Origin of the sequence: Streptomyces sp. C10-9-1 (assembly GCF_024497955.1) — a bacterium.
GTDB classification, from domain to species: Bacteria; Actinomycetota; Actinomycetes; order Streptomycetales; family Streptomycetaceae; genus Streptomyces; species Streptomyces sanyensis.
Genome location: NZ_JANHKP010000010.1, coordinates 16439 through 33947 on the forward strand (window position 1 = coordinate 16439; position 17509 = coordinate 33947).

The 17509-nt window shown below is 75.0% G+C and carries 14 protein-coding genes; 5 read left to right on the forward strand and 9 right to left on the reverse strand.

Annotated features, from left to right (window positions below; translation table 11 throughout):
- Positions 1–101: 101 nt before the first annotated feature.
- A complete protein-coding gene (locus tag NPS70_RS15600) occupies positions 102–1376 on the reverse strand; it encodes an ABC transporter substrate-binding protein (RefSeq protein ID WP_256524861.1) in 1275 nt (424 codons plus the stop codon).
- Positions 1377–1543: 167 nt separating this feature from the next.
- On the opposite strand from NPS70_RS15600, the gene NPS70_RS15605 reads away from it, so the two are divergent.
- The 3 genes from NPS70_RS15605 to NPS70_RS15615 are packed head-to-tail and all read left to right on the forward strand — an operon-like array spanning position 1544 to position 5225.
- Positions 1544–2050 carry a PadR family transcriptional regulator gene (locus NPS70_RS15605; RefSeq protein ID WP_256524862.1) on the forward strand — a complete coding sequence of 169 codons (507 nt, stop codon included), beginning with the start codon at positions 1544–1546 and terminating at the stop codon, positions 2048–2050.
- Entirely contained in the window at positions 2047–2907 is an 861-nt protein-coding gene (locus NPS70_RS15610) for an ABC transporter ATP-binding protein (protein WP_256524863.1), read from the forward strand. Before NPS70_RS15605 ends, NPS70_RS15610 begins: the two co-directional genes overlap by 4 nt.
- 2 nt (positions 2908–2909) lie before the next feature.
- On the forward strand, positions 2910–5225 hold the full coding sequence (locus NPS70_RS15615) for an FtsX-like permease family protein (protein ID WP_256524864.1): 2316 nt from the start codon (positions 2910–2912) through the stop codon (positions 5223–5225).
- A 133-nt stretch (positions 5226–5358) separates the two neighbouring features.
- Here NPS70_RS15615 and NPS70_RS15620 read toward each other — a convergent pair whose 3' ends face one another.
- A complete protein-coding gene (locus NPS70_RS15620; RefSeq protein ID WP_256524865.1) occupies positions 5359–6804 on the reverse strand; it encodes a glyceraldehyde-3-phosphate dehydrogenase in 1446 nt (481 codons plus the stop codon).
- Positions 6805–7133: 329 nt separating this feature from the next.
- On the opposite strand from NPS70_RS15620, the gene NPS70_RS15625 reads away from it, so the two are divergent.
- On the forward strand, positions 7134–7772 hold the full coding sequence (locus NPS70_RS15625) for a LysE family translocator (protein WP_256524866.1): 639 nt from the start codon (positions 7134–7136) through the stop codon (positions 7770–7772).
- A gap of 58 nt (positions 7773–7830) precedes the next feature.
- Here the strand turns inward: NPS70_RS15625 and NPS70_RS15630 are convergent, their stop codons facing one another.
- Positions 7831–9336, reverse strand: a complete 1506-nt coding sequence (locus tag NPS70_RS15630) for a SulP family inorganic anion transporter (protein ID WP_256524867.1) — start codon at positions 9334–9336, stop codon at positions 7831–7833.
- A 404-nt stretch (positions 9337–9740) separates the two neighbouring features.
- Here NPS70_RS15630 and NPS70_RS15635 point away from each other — a divergent pair, with 404 nt between their 5' ends.
- Positions 9741–10136, forward strand: a complete 396-nt coding sequence (locus NPS70_RS15635) for a MerR family transcriptional regulator (RefSeq protein WP_305885953.1) — start codon at positions 9741–9743, stop codon at positions 10134–10136.
- Positions 10137–10215: 79 nt separating this feature from the next.
- Here NPS70_RS15635 and NPS70_RS15640 read toward each other — a convergent pair whose 3' ends face one another.
- The 6 genes from NPS70_RS15640 to NPS70_RS15665 all read right to left on the reverse strand — a co-directional run bounded on the left by NPS70_RS15640 (position 10216) and on the right by NPS70_RS15665 (position 17450).
- Entirely contained in the window at positions 10216–12282 is a 2067-nt protein-coding gene (locus NPS70_RS15640; protein ID WP_256524869.1) for an iron ABC transporter permease, read from the reverse strand.
- Positions 12283–12286: 4 nt separating this feature from the next.
- On the reverse strand, positions 12287–13270 hold the full coding sequence (locus NPS70_RS15645) for an iron-siderophore ABC transporter substrate-binding protein (RefSeq protein ID WP_256524870.1): 984 nt from the start codon (positions 13268–13270) through the stop codon (positions 12287–12289).
- A complete protein-coding gene (locus NPS70_RS15650) occupies positions 13267–14127 on the reverse strand; it encodes an ABC transporter ATP-binding protein (RefSeq protein ID WP_256524871.1) in 861 nt (286 codons plus the stop codon). The genes NPS70_RS15645 and NPS70_RS15650 overlap by 4 nt, the downstream gene beginning before the upstream one ends.
- Positions 14128–14269: 142 nt before the next feature.
- On the reverse strand, positions 14270–15184 hold the full coding sequence (locus NPS70_RS15655) for an STM4011 family radical SAM protein (RefSeq protein ID WP_256524872.1): 915 nt from the start codon (positions 15182–15184) through the stop codon (positions 14270–14272).
- A gap of 11 nt (positions 15185–15195) precedes the next feature.
- Positions 15196–16614, reverse strand: a complete 1419-nt coding sequence (locus tag NPS70_RS15660; protein WP_256524873.1) for an STM4012 family radical SAM protein — start codon at positions 16612–16614, stop codon at positions 15196–15198.
- Positions 16611–17450 carry an STM4013/SEN3800 family hydrolase gene (locus tag NPS70_RS15665; protein ID WP_256525116.1) on the reverse strand — a complete coding sequence of 280 codons (840 nt, stop codon included), beginning with the start codon at positions 17448–17450 and terminating at the stop codon, positions 16611–16613. Before NPS70_RS15665 ends, NPS70_RS15660 begins: the two co-directional genes overlap by 4 nt.
- Positions 17451–17509 lie beyond the last annotated feature (59 nt).

A 17509-nucleotide genomic window follows, 5' to 3' on the forward strand; every position in this document is an offset into this window, starting at 1 on the left:
TGGGTGGTTTACCCTGATATGAGGGATTCTCGGAGGGGTGAAATGAAGAAGTCGCTACTTAACATGTAAGTAGCGACTGTCAGAGAGGAGCGCTGATGGGCTCAGCTACCTTTGGAGATCGCGGCGAGCTCGCGCACCAGTCTCGGCACCGCCTCGCCGGAGGTCTGCCGCAGGGCCAGGACGTCCTGCACCACGGCCTGCACCGCGAGGCTCACCTGGTCGTACCGGGGGCTCTTGGGCCGCGGTACGGCCGAGAGCACGCTCTGGCGCAGCGTCGGCAGATAGGGGTGGTCGCGGACGAGGGCGGGATCGCGGTAGAGCGCCGCGCGCACCGGCGGCAGACCCCCCTCGGTCAGGACCCGGCGCTGCACCTCCTCGCCGGTGAGGTGCGTGATCAGGTCGGCGGCGGAGGCCGGGTACCGGGAGTGGGAGCTCACCGCCAGGTTCGACCCGCCGAGGACGCTGGTGCCCGGGCCGCCGGGCCCCGGCAGCGGGACGGCGCCGAAGCGGCCCGCCACCGCGGAGCCCGGCGCGGCCGCCTCGCGGTACACGTAGGGCCAGTTGCGCAGGAACAGCAGCCGCCCCTCCTGGAAGGCCCGGCGGGACTCCTCCTCCTTCCAGCCGAGGGACTCCCGCGGTATCCAGCCCTCGCGTACTCCCCCGGCCAGGAAGTCCAGCGCCCGGCGGGCCTCCACCGAGCCGACGCTCACCCGCTCGCCGTCGTCCCGCAGGATCGAGCCGCCCGCGGAGTGCACCGCCTCGACGGCGTTGACGGTGAGCCCCTCGTAGGGCAGGAACTGCCCGGCGTAGCCGCCCAGCCCGTGGCGGGGTGCGACGGTGCGCGCCTGGTGCTCGAGTTCGGCCCAGGTCCGGGGCGGTTCGAGCCCTTCGCGCCGCAGCACGTCACTGCGGTAGTAGAGCAGCCCGGCGTTGGTCACATAGGGCACGGCGTAGAGCCGGCCGTCGAACGTGGCGGTGTCCACGACGGGGCTCAGGAAGGAGTCCAGCGGGAAGCGCCCGCGCTCCAGCGGTGCTATCCATCCGGCCGCGGCGAACTCCGAGGTCCAGGCCACGTCGATGTTGAGCACGTCGAAGCGGTCGCTGCCCGAGCGGAGTTCGCTGATCATCTGGGCACGGGTCTCGTCGGCCGACTCGGGCAGCTCGACCAGCGTGACCTTCTCGCCGGGGTGCTCCTCGTTCCACTCCCGCAGCAGCGGGGGGAGGTAGCCCGTCAGGTCTCCGGCCGTCACCAGCGTCATGGGGCCTCGCCCCGGGGCCTGCGCCGCATCCCGCCCGGGTCCGGGGGCACCCGCGTGCGCCGCCAGCACGAGGGCCGCGACCAGGAGGCCCCTACCCGCGGCACGCATCCACCGCATAGGTTCCTCCCTGTGCACGACCCGGCTGCACCGCCGGTCGTCGCGGCCCGTCCACGCCCGCGGGGCATGGGCGATACTAGACGCCCGGCACCGGGGGCCGGCGGCCCGCAGACCGAGCTGTTGCCGGACCGATACGCAAGCGACGGAGCGGGAGAGAGGGGGCGGGCGTGCGGCTGCCGCTCCTGGCGCTCCTCACCCGCGGGCCGGCGCACGGCTACGAGCTGAAGCAGGACCTTGAGAAGCTGCTGGGCGCCGCGTACCCTCAGCCGAACATCGGCCAGGTCTACGTGACGCTCGGCCGGCTGGAGAAGAGCGGCCTGATCGACGGCGTGGACGTCGAGCAGTCGGGCCGCCCCAACAAGCGCACCTACCGGCTCACCGACGCCGGGCGCGAGGCCGTGCTGGCCTGGTTCGAGCAGACCGCCGACGAACCCCGGGTCCGCGACGAGTTCTTCATGAAGCTCGCCCTCGCACCGGAGTCCGGGCTGGCCGACCCGATCGCGCTGATCAACCGGCAGCGGAGGCAGTACCTGAACACCATGCGGGAGCTGTCGAGGCTCGCGGCCTCCGAGGACCGGGACAACAAGGTCTCCCAGCTCCTGATCGAGGGCGCCATGCTGCACCTTCAGGCGGATCTGGACTGGCTCGAACGCTGTCAGGAGGAGCTGGAATGAGCGAGAGGGCGCCCACCGGCGACCGCCGGACCGGCCGGTGGGCGCGTGTCCGTGCGGCCCTGCGCACCCCCTCCGCCCCCGGCGGCGCGCAGGGGGCCGCCGCCGGGCGGGTCCCCGCCCCTCTGGTGCGGGCGGAGCAGCTCGTCAAGACGCACCGCGGCGAGGGCACCGCCCCGGTGCACGCGGTGCGCGGGGTCGACCTGACCGTGGAGCCCGGGGAGTTCGTGGCCGTGACCGGGCCGTCCGGTGCCGGCAAGTCCACCCTGCTGCACCTCGTCGGCGGACTCCAGCGTCCCGACTCGGGCGGACTGTGGCTGGACGGCGAGCGGGTGGACGCCTACGGGGAGGCCCGCTGGGCCCTGCTGCGCCGTCGGCGCATCGGCATCGTCTTCCAGTTCTTCAACCTGGTCTCCAACCTCACGGTCGCCGACAACGTGGAGCTCCCGGCGCTCCTCGCCGGGGTGCCCGCCGGCGACGCCCGGGCCTCGCGGGCCGAGCTGCTGGCCGAGCTGGGCCTGGAGGGCCGCGAGCGCTCCATGCCGGGCGAGCTGTCGGGCGGCGAGCAGCAGCGCGTCGCCCTGGCCCGCGCCCTCGTCAACCATCCCGCGCTGCTGCTGGCCGACGAGCCGGCCGGCAGCCTCGACAGCAAGGGCACCCGGGAGGTGCTGCGCCTGCTCGGCCGGTTCCACGAGCGCGGCCAGACGATCCTCATGGTGACCCACGACGCGCGCACGGCCAGTGCGGCGGACCGCGTGATCAGCTTCTTCGACGGGCAGGTCGCCGACGACGCCCCGCTGGGCGGCTCCCGCCGAGAGGGGCGCCGCGGGGTGTCCGGCGTGCTCGAACTGAAGGAGTGAGCGTGCGGGCGACACTGCGCTGGGCGCGCGCCGATGTCCGCGCGCACCGCGGCGAGGCGCTCTTCGCCGTGCTCGCGAGTGCCGGGATCATCGCCTCGCTGCTCCTGGCCGGGGCTCTGCTCGGCTATGCGGCGAACCCCTGGCAGCGGGTGTTCAACGAGTCGCGCGGCGCCCACGTCTGGCTGCACACCCGCGGCGGTGCCGAGGCCGGGGCGCTGTCCCGGCTGGACGGGGTGGAGTCGGTGTCGGGTCCGTACCGGACGGCCGGGGCGACGGCCGAGGCGCGGGGCGCCCGGGCCGCTCTCGAACTGCGGGCGGCCGGGTCCGGCCCGCCGGCGACCGCCCGCCCCCTGGTCGTCGAGGGCTCCTGGCTCGGCGCGGGGGGTGCGGCGGACGAGATCGTCCTGGAGGCCGCTCTCGCCCGCGCGCTGTGGGCCTCCCCGGGCGACACCCTGACCGTGACCGGGCCCGGCGGGGCCGCTCTGGCGCTCCGCGTCGCGGGTGTGGCGGACACCGCGGAGCGGCGCTACCGGCCCGGGGGCGAGCCGGGTATCGGCTGGGTGCCGCCCGCGCTGCTGGAGCGGATCGCGCCCGGGGCACGGGACGAGGCCGTCGGTCTGAGGCTCGTGGACCCCGGGGACACCGACTTCACCGTCCAGCGGGCGGTCACCCTGCTGGGAGCCGACCGGGTCTCCCAGGTGGCCAAGTGGCAGCAGGCCCGGGCCGAGGCGGGCGGCGACGACCGGCTGCTCGGGCAGCTCTTCGCGGTGTTCGGAGTGGGTGCGCTGCTGGCCGCGGCGCTGGCCGCCTCCGGGGCCGTCGCCGCCCGGGTACGGGCCCAGCTCAGGGACATCGCGATCGTCAAGGCGGTCGGCTTCACGCCGGGGCAGGTGGTCCGGGCCTTCCTCGTCGAGCACCTGGCCTTCGCCCTGCTGGGCGTCGCCCTCGGTACCGCGGCCATCGCGCTCGCCGGGTCGCGGATACCGGGGCGGATCGGTGAGGCGGTCTCGGCCTGGCAGGGGCTGCCCGGGTACGCCGCGGTGATGGCGGGCGTACCCGCCGGTGCCGTCCTGCTGATCGCCGCGGCGACGGCGCTGGCCGCCTGGCGGGCGGGCCGGGTGCCGCCGGTGCCCGTGGCCCGGTCGGCGCTGCCCACCGCGGCCCCCATGACCGCCCTCGGCCGGCGTGCCCTGGGACTCGGGGTACCGCCCGCGCTGGTCCTCGGGTGGCGCGCCGCCTTCCCGCGGCGGGCCCGCACCCTGCTGCCGGTGGCCCGGCTGGCCCTGCCGCTGGCCCTGGTCTCCGTGGGGCTGGTCGCGTGGTCCACGCTGGACGGCTTCCGGGACCGGCCGGAGCGCGTCGGGCTGCCCGCGGCGCTGACCGTCCGGGCGGCGCAGCCCGGGGGGCCCTCGCAGGACGAGCTGGACCGGCTGCTCGCGTCGGTCCCCCAGATCGCCGCCGCCTACCCGGGTGCGGAACTGGCCGCCCTGGTGCCCGGGCAGACCGGGACCATCGCCCTGCGCGGTCTGGGGACCGCGGCCGCCCCGTTCCCCTCGGCCGTCGCCGAGGGGCGGCTGCCCGACGGCCCCGACGAGGCCGTGGCCGGACAGGGCCTGCTGGACCTGCTGGGCATCCGGGTCGGCGACTGGGTGCGGATGACGGTCGACGGGCGGCCGCAGCTGCTGCACGTCGTCGGGCGCAGCATCGAGCCGGACGCCGCGGGCCGGGTGGTGACCACGACGGTGGACACGCTGCGGGAACGGGACGGCTCCCTGCGCCCGGAGTTCCACGCGCTGGTGCTGCGCCCGGACGCGGACCGGCGGGAGGTCGCGGAGCGCCTGGGCTCGGCGGCGGACGGCGTGCTGGAGGTCCGGGAGACGCCGGACCCCTCGCAGGGCCTGGAGCCGGCCCGTGTCGTGATCACCGCGCTGATCGCGGTACTGGCCCTGATCGGCTTCATCGAGCTGCTCACGCTGATCGGCACGGGCGTGCGCGACCGCGGGCGGGATCTGCTGGCGCTGAAGGCCATCGGGCTGACACCCCGGCAGATCGGCGGGGTGATCGTGACCGCTGCGGCGTGGACGGCACTGGCCTCCGCGGCGGTGGGCACGGTCGCGGGTGCGCTCGCCGGGCGGTGGCTGGTGGACGCACAGGCGCGCAGCAGCGGCATCGGCGCGGGCATCGCCCAGGTGCCGCCGGTTCCGGTGCTGGCCGCCGTCGCGGCGGCGGCCGTTCTGGGGGCCGCGGCGGCCGCAGTGGTCCCGGCGACGCGGACGGCGCGGCGTCGGCTGGCGGACTCGCTGGGCGAGACGCTCTGAGGGCCGGGGCGGCGCGGCGCGGCCCCGCCCCCGGCGGGCCCGCGGCACCCCGGGAGCGGACGGGAACGGGCCCGGCGCCCGGCCCCCTTCGCGGGGGGCCGGGCGCCGGGCCGGGGCGCGGAGTCCCCGCCGGTCAGGCCACCGGGGCCGGGTAGGTCGGGTACTCCACCCCGGAGACGTGCTGGACGACCCGGATGACCTGGCACGAGTAGCCGAACTCGTTGTCGTACCAGAGGTAGAGGATGGCGTTGTCCCCGTCGACCTTGGTGGCGCCCGCGTCGACGATCGAGGCGTGGCGGGAGCCGATGAAGTCGCTGGAGACGGCGTCGGGGGCGCTGATGAAGTCGATCTGGCGCTTGAGCGGCGAGGTGAGCGAGACCTTGCGCAGGTGGTCGAGGACCTCCTCGCGGGTGGTCTCGCGTCCGAGCCGCAGGCTGAGGATGGCGATCGAGACGTCGGGCACCGGCACGCGGATGGAGCTGCCGGTGATCGGGGCCTTCAGCTCGGGCAGCGCCTTGGCGACGGCGGAGGCGGCACCGGTCTCGGTGATGACCATGTTCAGGGGCGCGGAGCGGCCGCGGCGGTCGGCCTTGTGGTAGTTGTCCAGCAGGTTCTGGTCGTTGGTGAACGAGTGCACGGTCTCCACGTGGCCGCGCAGCACCCCGTACTCGTCGTCCATCGCCTTCAGCGGCGGGACGATGGCGTTGGTGGTGCAGGAGGCGCAGGACAGGACCCGGTCGTCGGGCTTGATCGTGTCGTGGTTGACCCCGTGCACGATGTTCGGCACGTCGCCCTTGCCGGGAGCGGTGAGGACGACCTTGTCGATGCCCGGGCGCAGGTGCTGCGACAGGCCCGCGCGGTCGCGCCACTTGCCGGTGTTGTCGATGAGGATGGCGTCCTTGATGCCGTAGTCCGTGTAGTCCAGCTCGGACGGGTCGCCGGCGTAGATCACCTTGATCTCGTTGCCGTTGGCGATGATCGTGCTGTTCGCCTCGTCGACGGTGATGGTGCCCTGGAACTGGCCGTGGATGGAGTCGCGGCGCAGCAGGGAGGCGCGCTTGACGATGTCCTGTTCCCCGCCGCGGCGCACGACGATGGCCCGCAGCCGCAGGCCGTTGCCGGAGCCGGCCTTCTCGATCAGCAGGCGGGCGACGAGGCGGCCGATGCGCCCGAAGCCGTAGAGCACGACGTCGCGGGCGTCGCGGCGCTCGATCTTGTTCTCGCCCGTGGCACCGGCGACGGCCTCGGCGGTGAACTCCTCGACGCTCAGACCGCGCCCGTCGGCGCGGTAGGTGGCCGCCAGCATGCCGATGTCGATCTGGGAGGGGCCCAGGTCGAGCGTGGTGAGCGCCCTGAGGAAGGGCATGGTCTCGGTGACCGACAGCTCCTCGCCGGCGATCTGCCGGGCGAAGCGGTGGGTCTTGAGGATGCTCACCACCGACTTGTTCACCAGGGAGCGGCTGTGGACCAGGACGGTGACGTCCTGTTCGCGGTGCAGCTTCCCGATGATCGGGATCATCGACTCCGCGATCTCCTCGCGGTGCATCCAGTTGGTGAACGAGTCGTCGTTGACAGTCACAAGTCTTCTCTTTCGAGCTAGGTGGCGCTCATATGCTAACCCGCGTGGCGGCGGGGGCGTCCAGTGCCCCCGTGTTGCCGGGCTCAGGGCCCTGACCAGCGACGCAGTCCACCGGGCACGGGTTCGGGGGCGCACGCGCCCACGGGGCGGGGCGGCCCGCCGCGAGGGGATGCCGGGCGGGCGTGCGGGGCGGCCCCGGGGACCGCCCGAGACGGCGGCGGGGCGTCGGCAGGGGCGCGGCCCGGGCGGGGGACGCTCCGCGGCGGCCGGCGGGGCGGGGGCGCGCAAACCACTGGAACGGGCCCGCCCGCACGTGCTTGCATGACGCCGTGCCCTCCAGTGACCGCGTCCTCGCCTTCGCCGCCGTGTCCTTCGTGCTGATCGCGATCCCGGGCCCGAGCGTGCTGTTCGTGGTGGGGCGGGCGCTGGCGCTCGGCCGGCGTGCGGCGCTGACCACCGTCGCCGGCAACACCCTCGGGGTGTGCGTGCCGGTGCTCGCGGTGGCGCTGGGAGTCGGTTCCGTGGTGGAGCGCTCCGCGACCCTCTACACCGTCCTCCGCCTGGCCGGTGCGGCCTACCTGGTCCACCTCGGCATCCGGGCCTGGCGGGAGCGCGGCCGGATCCGGGCCGCCGTCCCCGGGGCGCAGCCGCCCGCACGCGGGCGGCGCACCTTCTGGGAGGGCTTCGCGGTCGGGGCGACCAACCCCAAGACCATCGTCTTCTTCGCGGCCGTCCTGCCGCAGTTCGTCGACCGCGGCCAGGGGCACGCCGCGGCGCAGATGCTGCTGCTCGGCCTGGTCTTCACCGTCATCGCGGCCCTCTGCGACGGCGCCTGGGGCCTGGCGGCGGGGACGGCGCGGTCCTGGTTCGCCCGCTCGCCCCGGAGGCTGGCGCTGCTCGGCGGCACCGGCGGACTGGCCATGATCGGGCTGGGCGTGGGGATGGCGGCCACGGGCCGCGCGGACTGACACGCGGCGCGCGGGCGGGGCGGGGCTCCCGGGAGCCCCGCCCCGCCCGGGCGGCCGGTCAGTGGCCGGCGGCGAGTTCCCCGCTGAGGCGGTCGTGGAGCCGTGCGCTGGGGTCGTTGAGCCCCGTGATCTCGACGGTCTTGCCGTGCCGGGCGTACTTGGTCTCGATGGCGTCCAGCGCAGCCACCGACGAAGCGTCCCAGACGTGCGCGGCGGACAGGTCGATGATGACCTTGTCGGGGTCGGTGGCGTAGCCGAACTGGCCGACGAGGTCGTTGGAGGAGGCGAAGAACAGCTCGCCGGTGACCCGGTAGACCACCGTGCTGCCGTCGGGGTCGAGCACGGCGGTGACCTCGGCGAGGTGGGCCACCCTCTTGGCGAAGACGACCATGGCGGTGAGGGAGCCCACCACGACACCGATCGCGAGGTTGTGGGTGGCGACCACACAGGCGACCGTGATCGCCATGACGGCGATCTCCCCGGCGGGCATCCGCCTGAGGGTCCCCGGCGCGACGGAGTGCCAGTCGAAGGTGGCGAAGGACACCATGACCATCACGGCCACCAGCGCGGCCATCGGGATGTCGGAGACCACGGGCCCGAAGACGACGCACAGGACCATCAGGAAGGCGCCGGCCAGGAACGTCGACAGCCGGGTCCGCGCTCCGGAGACCTTCACGTTGATCATCGTCTGGCCGATCATGGCGCAGCCGCCCATGCCCCCGAAGAAGCCGGTGACGATGTTGGCGATGCCCTGGCCCACGGACTCGCGGGTCTTGCTGGAGTGGGTGTCGGTGATCTCGTCCACCAGCTTGGCCGTCATCAGCGACTCCATCAGGCCCACCAGCGCCATGGCGAAGGCGTACGGCGCGACGGTCGTCAGGGTGTCCATGGTGAACGGCACGTCGGGCAGGCCCGGCACCGGCAGGGAGGAGGGGAGTTCGCCCTTGTCCCCGACGGTCGGGACGGCGATGGCCGCCCCCACGGTGATCACGGTGAGGATGACGATCGAGACGAGCGGCGCCGGGACCACGGTGGTGATCCTCGGGAAGAACACCATCAGGGCCAGGCCGCCGACGACCAGCGGGTACACCGCCCAGGGCACGTCGGTCAACTCGGGGATCTGCGCCATGAAGATCAGGATGGCGAGGGAGTTGACGAAGCCGACCATCACCGACCTCGGGATGAAGCGCATGAGCCTGGCCACGCCCAGCGCTCCGAGGACCACCTGGAAGACGCCGGCCAGGATGACGGCGGCGACCAGGTACCCGAGCCCGTGCTCGCGGTTGAGCGGGGCGATCACCAGGGCGACGGCCCCGGTGGCCGCGGAGATCATGGCGCGCCGCCCGCCGACGACCGCGATGGTGACCGCCATCGTGAAGGAGGCGAACAGGCCGATCGCCGGGTCCACACCCGCGATGATCGAGAAGGAGATCGCCTCCGGTATCAGGGCGAGGGCGACGACCAGACCGGCCAGGACCTCGGTGCGCCACACCTTGGGGTCGCGCAGCCAGTCGGGGGCGCGCAGCCGCCCGGCCGGGGAGACAGCGGAAGCGGAAGAGGACAAGGGAGGGCGTTCCTGTCGTGCTCGGGCGCTCCGCTCGGCTGTCGGGCGCGCGGGGGACGCGGAGGGCCGGGACGGCACCTCGCGGAGGGCCCCGGGGAGGGACCGGTGCTCAGGAGGGGGACGGGGCGCCCTCGGGCGCCGTGCGTCGCGGCCGTGACGTCACGGCGGGCAGGCGGTGGCGCCGGGCGTCATGGACTCGCGCACGGCTCTCCTGCGGGGTTTCGGGGGTGTCACCGGGGGCGGCGTCGGCCCCGACTCGGAAGGGGCGGGACACACGGCGACCGGGGCCGCACCCGCCGTCGGCAACTCTACCCTAACGTTAGGGTAGGGATCGATCGGGTCGTGCACGGCGGTCCGGCGCAGGCGGCGACCCGAGGAGCAGGCGCGTGGACGGCAGGCAGCGGATGCAGATCGGCGAGGTCGCCGCACGTACGGGGCTGTCGCTGCGCACCATCCGCCACTACGAGGACGCCGCGCTGGTGGTGCCCTCGGCGCGCTCGCAGGGCGGTTTCCGCCTCTACACGGAGACCGACGTGGCGCGGCTCATGGTCATCCGCCGCATGAAGCCCCTGGGCTTCACCCTCGACCAGATGCGCGACCTGCTCGACGCGACCGACCGCCTCGACGCGGAGGGCGGTCCCGCCCCCGACGAGCGTGCGGCGCTGCTGGCCCGGGTACGCGGCTACGAGCGGGCGGCAGCCGAGCAGGTCGACCGGCTCCGCGTGCAGCTGTCCCGGGCCGAGGAGTTCGCCGGGGACCTGCGCACGCGCCTGGAGCGGGAGTCCGCGCGCACCGCGTGAGCGCCCCTCCCCTCCTGCCTCCGCCGGGTCGGCCGGGGCCGCCGCGAGGCCGGGCGGACCCCGGCCGGGGCCGACGGCCTCAGCGGCGGCTGCGCACCAGCAGGTGGAGGAAGTACGGCGTGCCGATGACCGCGGTCATCAGGCCCGCCCCCAGCTGCGCCGGGGCGATGACGGTGCGGCCCACCAGGTCGGCCGTGCAGACGAGCACGGCACCGAGGAGCACGGCGACCGGCAGGACCCGGGCGTGGCGGCGCCCCACCAGGGCCCGCGCGGCATGGGGTGCGACGAGGCCGACGAAGCCGATCGTGCCCGCCGCCGCGACGGCGGTCGCGCTGAGCAGCACGGCGAGGACCAGGAAGCCCAGGCGGGCCCGTGAGAGGCCCAGCCCCAGGAGTCGGGGAGTGTCCTCGTCGAGGGAGACCAGGTCGAGCTCGGTGCGGCGCACGGCGGCGAGGGCCAGGCCGACGGCCAGGACCACCGCGAGCGGCACCGCGTCCGGCAGGCTGCGCCCGTAGGTGGAGCCGGAGAGCCAGGTCAGCGCCTTCGTGGCGTTGAACGGGTCGGTGAGCACGATCAGCAGCCCGATCAGTGCGGCGCTGCCGGTGGCGGCGCCGAAGCCGACGAGGACGAGGCGGTTCTGCCGGAAGCCTCCCCGCGCCGCGAGACCGAAGACCAGGAGCGAGCTGGCGGCGGCGCCCGCGAACGCGGCGCCGGCGATGCTCCACGACCCGGCCAGCGGCACGGTGGTGACGAGGAGCACGGCTCCCAGCGCGGCACCGCCCGAGACACCCAGGACGCCGGGTTCGGCGAGCGGGTTGCGCGTGACGGCCTGGACGAGCGTGCCCGCCAGGGCGAGGGCCGCCCCGGCCAGGAGGGCGGCCACGACCCGCGGCACCCGGGTGTCGAGGACGAAGCCGACCGCGCGTCCCGCCCGGCCCTGGGCCCAGTGGGCCACGTCCCCCAGCAGCAGCTTGCTGTCGCCCAGCAGGACCGCGGCGACGGCGACGGCGACCAGCAGGGCCACGAGGACGGCCGTGGCGGCCAGGAAGGCGGTCCTGCTCCGGATGCGCAGCCGGTCCTCCGCTGCGGTGCGCCCGGCGTCGCGCACCCGGGTGGCCAGCACGACCAGGAAGACGGCACCGGCGAGCGAGGTGGCCACACCCGTGGGCACGGCGACGGCGACGTCCGGGGGCACGGCGGCGCGCAGGGCGACGTCGGAGCCGAGGACCAGCACCGCACCGGCGAGGCCGGCGAGGGGGAGGCCCGCCCGCGCCCGGGCGAAGGGGCGGATCCTGCGGGCCAGGGGCCGTACCAGGGCGGGGGCGCACAGACCGACGAAGCCGATGGGGCCGGCGAGGGTCACGGCCGCCGCGGAGAGCAGTGCGGCGAGGGTCACGGAGGCGACGCGGGTGGCGCGGACCGGCACCCCGAGGCCGCGGGCGGCCTCGTCCCCGAGGGCGAGGGTGTCGATCCGCCGGGACAGCAGGAGCAGTCCGGACAGGCCGATGACGGCGAGCGGGAGGACCGAGAGCACTCCGCCGAAGCCGTTCTGGGCGATGCTGCCCTGGTTCCACTGGTAAAGCCCCTCGGTCTGCTCCGGGAACAGCAGCAGGAGCCCTTCGGTGACGGCGGTCAGACCGAGGGTCAGGGCGCTGCCGGCGAGCACGAGCCGGACGGTGCCGGCGCCGAGCCCGGACAGGCCGAGGACGACGGCCGCGGCCGCGGCTCCCCCGGCGAAGGCGACGCCCGAGGAGGCGAGCAGGGGCAGGGAGACGCCGGTCACGGCGGCGAGGCCGAGGGCGAGGTAGGACCCGGCGTTCACGGCCAGGGTGTCGGGTGAGGCGAGCACGTTGCGGCTGACGGCCTGAAGGGCGGCCCCGGCGATGCCGAGGACGGCTCCGACGAGCAGCCCCGCGGCCATGCGCGGCAGGCGCGAGGCGACGACGACGGAGGCGTCGGCGGCGTCGGCGCGCCCGGTGAGCGCCTTGAGCACCTCGGGGGCGCCCACGGCGGCGGTGCCCTGGGTGACGTCGGCGGCGGCGAGGGCGGCGAGCAGCAGCAGGAGCGCGGCCGTCACCGCGGCCGCGCCCGTACGGGACGCGGCCGCCGGTGAACGGGGGGCGGAGGGTGGGGCGGTGACGGCCACGTGGCTACTTCGTCAGGGCCTGGACGAGGGCGTCGACGTAGGCTCCCATGGACTCGGGGCCGCCGAACATCCAGATGCCGTCGGGCAGCCGGTGGACGTTCCCGTCCTTGACGAAGGGCAGCGAGGTCCACACCGGGTCGTCCTTCAGCACCCCGGTGAAGGGGGTGCTGCTGGCGTCCCCCGCGCTGCCGATGTAGGCGAAGTGCACGTCCTCGCCCAGGGAGGTCAGCCCCTCGACGTCCGTGGTGCCGAGGCCGTAGTTCTCGTCGCCCTCGACGGTCCAGGCGTTCTCCAGGCCCAGCTTCTCGTTGACGCCGCCGATCAGCGAACCGGCGGTGTAGGGGCGGACGGAGACCTGGTTGGAGACCACGTAGCCGTCGGCGAAGGCGAGGCGGGCGTCGGCGAGCCCGGCGTCGGCGAGGGCCTTGCGGCCCTCCTCGGTCTTCGCCTCGAACTCCTTCTTCAGCTCCTCGGCCCTGTCGGTGGTGCCGGTGGCCCGGGCGATGAGGTCGAGGTTCTGCGTCATCCGCCCGATCGGGTCGGAGGCGTCCGCCGCCCGCACCTCGAGCACGGGTGCGATCTTGCGCAACTGCTCCACGGCCGCGGCGGGCAGGTCGCTGGTGGCGACGACGAGGTCCGGCGCGAGCCCGGCGACGGCGTCCATGCTCGGCTCGCCGCGGGTGCCGATGTCCTCGGGTTCGTTCGTGAGCGGGACGGCGGTGTCCCAGGTCCTGTAGCCCTTGACGTCGGCGACGCCCACGGGGTCGACGCCGAGGGACACCAGGCTCTCGACGACGTTCCACTCGGTGCCGACGACCTTCTCGGCGGGACCGTCGAGTTCCACCTTCCTGCCGGTGGCGTCGGTGAGGACCAGGGGCTCGGCGCCCTTCGGGCCGGCCGCGTCGTCGGCGGCCGGCTCGGTGGTGCCGCAGGCGCCGAGGGCGAGCACGGCGGCAGTGGCGGTGGCGGCCAGGAGGAGTCGTCTCATGAGGTGGTGCTGAGCCTTTCGCTTCGGGTGTGGTGGCGGCCGATGGCGCGGGTGCGCAGCCGGCCCGTCAGGGGGTCGGTGTCGACCTCGATGCGGATGCCGTAGGCGCCGGTCAGCCGCTCGGGGGTGAGGACGGCCTCGGGTGCGCCGTCGGCGACGGTGCGCCCGTCGTGCAGCAGCACGATCCGGTCGGCCACCGCGGCGGCCTGGTCGAGGTCGTGCAGGACGGCGCCGACGGCGATGCCGTGGCCGTCCGCCAGGTCCCGCAGCAGGTCGAGGAGTTCGACCTGGTAGCGCAGGTCCAGATAGGTGGTGGGTTCGTCGAGGAGGAGCACGCCGGTCTCCTGGGCGAGGCAGCCCGCCAGCCAGACGCGCTGGAGCTGGCCGCCGGAGAGCTGCTCGGCGCCCCGCCCGGCCAGCTCGGTGACGCCGGTCATGGCGAGCGCCCGGTCCACTGCCGCGGGGCCGCCCGGGTCGCTCCTCCCCCACCGGCCGCGGTGGGGGTAGCGGCCGAACTCCACGAGGTCCCGCACGGTCAGGCCGCTGGGCGTGGAGCGCTTCTGGGCCAGGAGGGCCACATGGCGGGAGAACTCACGAGGGGTCAGGGCGAGCCCGTCGGTGTCGCCGTCGATGAGCAGCCGCGCGGTCCTCGGGCGCTGGAGCCGGGCGAGCGTGCGCAGCAGGGTGGACTTGCCGCTTCCGTTGGGTCCCACCAGCACGGTGACCTCGCCGGGCAGCAGCGACAGGGCCGCCTCGTGCACGACATCGGTCCCGTCGTAGGCCACGGTCACGTCCGCGGCCGACAGGTGGTGGCCGCGGGGTGCCGCGGCAGCGGGGTTCTCTGCACCGTCCTTCACGAAGGTCAGGTTAGCCTAACCTAAGCACTTCTCGGCACCCCGGGGGACCGGCGGAATCCTCCGCTCCGCGGCTGGCCCGCGCGGCACCGCAGCGGCGTGCCGCCCGGGGTCCCGGCGGGCCGGGGGCCGGGGGCCCGCCGCCTCAGCGGAGGCGTGCCGCCCGGGGTCCCGGCGGCCGGGCGGCCGGCCGCGACGGCCTTGCCGCGGCCAGGGCTTCCCTGGTCGGGATCCGCTCCAGCACGCCCCCCGCGAAGACGTCGTACAGCGGCAGCGACTCCAGGTGCACGTAGCCGATGTGGCAGTCGCAGACGGCCAGCGGGCAGGCGCGCGGGCGCAGTGCGCCGCGGTAGCTGCCGTCGTAGAGGTTGCCGAGGGCGGCGGGGACGAAGTGGCAGCGCCGCACGGTGCCCTCGCCGTCCACGGACACCACCGACTCACCGGTCCGGCAGGGCAGTCCGGCGGTGCGGTGCGGATGGCGGCTGAACGCGAAGAGCGGGTCGAGCGCCTCCCAGTCGGCCGCCTCGGCGTCGCTGTACGTGTGCCCCTCCGCGGCGTTGACCCACAGGTAGACGTGCTCGGGCAGCGCCTCGCGCAGCCGCCGGGCGTGCCCGAGGTGCTCGGGGAGGCCGACGACGCCGACGCTGTGGCGCACCCCGGACTGCGCCAGCTCCCGGCACCGGCCGAGGAACCGGTCGTAGGGCGTCTGGCCCGGGTGGTAGGTGCACCACAGGGCCAGGCTGTCCCGGTCCGCGTCGGCGATCCAGCCCGTCCGGCAGGACAGGTTGGTCTGGATCGCCACCCTCCGCACGTGCGGCAGGCGGGAGAGTTCCACGAGCGCCCGCCGGTACCAGGAGCGCACCAGGCCCTCCCCCCACGGGGTGAACAGCAGCGAGAGCCGGTCGCCGGTGGCCTCGGCGGCCCAGCCGGAGAAGCGCTCCAGGGCTCTGCGGTCCTGCTCCAGGGCGGCCCGGCTGTCGCGGCGCTTGGCGAAGGGGCAGTAGGGGCAGTCGTAGTCGCAGGAGGCCAGCGGCCCCCGGTACAGCAGGGTCAGGTCCACGCCGGCCCCCTTCACTTGCGGGCGTAGGCGGCCATCGCGGACCGGACGGCGGGTGAGAAGAGCGCCGGTCCGACCGCGTCGGAGTGGGCCAGCCCCTCGGGCGTGAGACGCAGCCGCGCCTCCCCCGGACCGCCCTCGGCCAGCCAGCCCGCCTCAGCGAACCGCCGCAGCTCGACGGGGAAGTCCTCGAAGGGCCCGGTGCCGAACCGTGCCCGGTAGTCGGCCACGGCCATGCCCTCGGCCTGGAGGAGCGACTGCAGCAGGTGGCGGCGGCGGGCCTCGCCGTCGTCCATCCGGCGGCCGTACTCGGCGCGGGCGAAGTCCGGGCCCGGCCGGGCCACGTAGTCGTCCACGATGGCCCGGATCTGCCGCATGTCGACGGCGTAGTCGAAGGAGTAGTGCAGTGCGGGGGTGTAGGACCGCGCCCCGCAGCCCAGGCCGACCATGCCGTCCGTCTGGCAGGAGTGGTCCGCAGGCACGGCGGTCGGAGCGCCGGGCCTGCGGAACATCCGCATCGAGACCTGCTCGTACCCGGCGGAGAGCAGTGTGTCGCGGCCGTGGCGGTACAGGTGCAGCCGCTGGGCGTCCCAGGCGGCCTCCGCGAGGGGGCCGGATGCCTCGCCGCGCCTCCCGAGGCCCGTCAGCGGCCGCACGTAGAGCGGGTAGAGGTACAGCTCCTCGGGCCGCCAGGCCAGTGCCGCCGCGAGCGAGCTGCTCCAGGTGGCCTCGGTCTGGCCGTCGATGCCGTAGATGAGGTCGATGTTGAGGACCGGGAGGGCGGCCTCGCGGACGCGGCCGAGGGCGGCCTCGACGTCCGCGCGCCGCTGGGGGCGGGCGGCGGAGCGGACCTCCGTGTCCACGAAGCTCTGCACCCCGAGGCTCAGACGGGTGGTGCCCCGCTCGGCGAGGACGGCGAGCCGGTCCGCGGTCGCGGTGGACGGGGACGCCTCCACCGACAGCGGCACCGCCCGCAGGTCGGCTCCCGCGGTGTGCTCCGCGATGTCGCACAGCCGGGAGAGTTCGGCCGCGGTCAGGAACGTCGGGGTGCCTCCTCCGAACGCGGCGGCGGCGAAGCGGACGGGACGGCCGTCGGCGCCGAGCGCCTCGCGGACCGTGCGCGCCTGCCGCTCCAGCGCGTCGAGGTACGCGCCCGTGAGGCCGTCGGGGGCGCCGATGCGGGTGAACAGGTTGCAGAAGCCGCAGCGGACCTCGCAGAAGGGGATGTGCAGGTACAGCGAGAGGGCGTCCTTGGTCCGTCCCGCCCACACCTCGGCGAGTTCGGGCCGGTCCGGGAGGGCGCGGTAGGCGGTCTTGTGCGGGTAGGCGTAGACGTAGCTCTCGTACGGGCGGACCCCGGGGGCGGGCGGCGGCGCGGCGGCGGGACCGGGCCCCGTCGGGGAGGGCGCGGCGGCGGAGGGCGTGGCGGTCATCGCGGGCCTCCTGCCTCGGCGGACGGGACCGGGCCGTCGGGTTCCAGGAAGAAGTGGGCGTAGGGCACCGTCCACACCGCCTCGTGGGCGAGGCGGTGCCCGGTGTACCCCCCGTCGCCGTAGGCCGTGCCGTGGTCCGAGGTGACCACCGCGAAGCAGCGCCGGCGGCTCCGCATCGCGTCGAAGAGGCGCCCGACGTGCCGGTCCACGTACGCCAGCGCGGCGGCGTGCGTCTCCCGCGTGTCGCCGTCCTCCCGCCGGGCACCCTCGGCGTGGAACCAGTTCGGCTGGTGCATCGCGGAGACGTTCACGAAGAGGAACAGCCGCTGCTCGGCGGGCAGTCCGGCCACCACCCGCTCCGCGCGGGCCACCTGCTCCTCGAAGGAGTTCGGGGAGGCGACCCCGAACGACGGCTCCCAGTGGGCCTCCTGGAACAGCTCCGGCAGCACCGACCCGAGCGCGCCGCGCCGGTTGAAGAAGCCGACGCCGCCGATGCAGACGGTGCGGTACCCGGCGCCGGCCAGCCCGGAGACCAGGTCGGGGGTGTCGAAGACCCAGGTGCGCCCGGCCGTGGACTCGCTGCCGGCGAAGCGTGCGGCGAACAGCCGCGGGTGCGGCCCCGGTGCGGCGGGGGTGGGCAGGAAGCCCGCGAAGATCGCGTGGTGGGAGGCGTAGGTGAAGCTGCCCGGCGCGTGGCGGCGCTCCCAGCGGCCGCCCGGCAGCCGGGCGGCGAGCCGGGGGGTGCGCCCCCGGGCCGCGGCCTCGGCGGCGACGTCGTGGCGGAGGGTGTCCAGCGTGACGAGCAGCAGGTCGTCCCGGCCGACGACCTCGTTCATGTCGGGTGTGTCGGGCCCGGGCGCCTGCCCGGGTGCGGTGCCGGTTCCGGGGGCGTCGC

Bases quoted from the DNA above. Each gene is read 5' to 3' on its own strand.
- NPS70_RS15600 (WP_256524861.1), bottom strand. From the start codon at position 1,376: ATGCGGTGGATGCGTGCCGCGGGTAGGGGCCTCCTGGTCGCGGCCCTC.
- NPS70_RS15610 (WP_256524863.1), top strand. From the start codon at position 2,047: ATGAGCGAGAGGGCGCCCACCGGCGACCGCCGGACCGGCCGGTGGGCG.
- NPS70_RS15635 (WP_305885953.1), top strand. From the start codon at position 9,741: ATGCAGATCGGCGAGGTCGCCGCACGTACGGGGCTGTCGCTGCGCACC.
- NPS70_RS15645 (WP_256524870.1), bottom strand. From the start codon at position 13,270: ATGAGACGACTCCTCCTGGCCGCCACCGCCACTGCCGCCGTGCTCGCC.
- NPS70_RS15660 (WP_256524873.1), bottom strand. From the start codon at position 16,614: ATGACCGCCACGCCCTCCGCCGCCGCGCCCTCCCCGACGGGGCCCGGT.
- NPS70_RS15665 (WP_256525116.1), bottom strand. From the start codon at position 17,450: ATGAACGAGGTCGTCGGCCGGGACGACCTGCTGCTCGTCACGCTGGAC.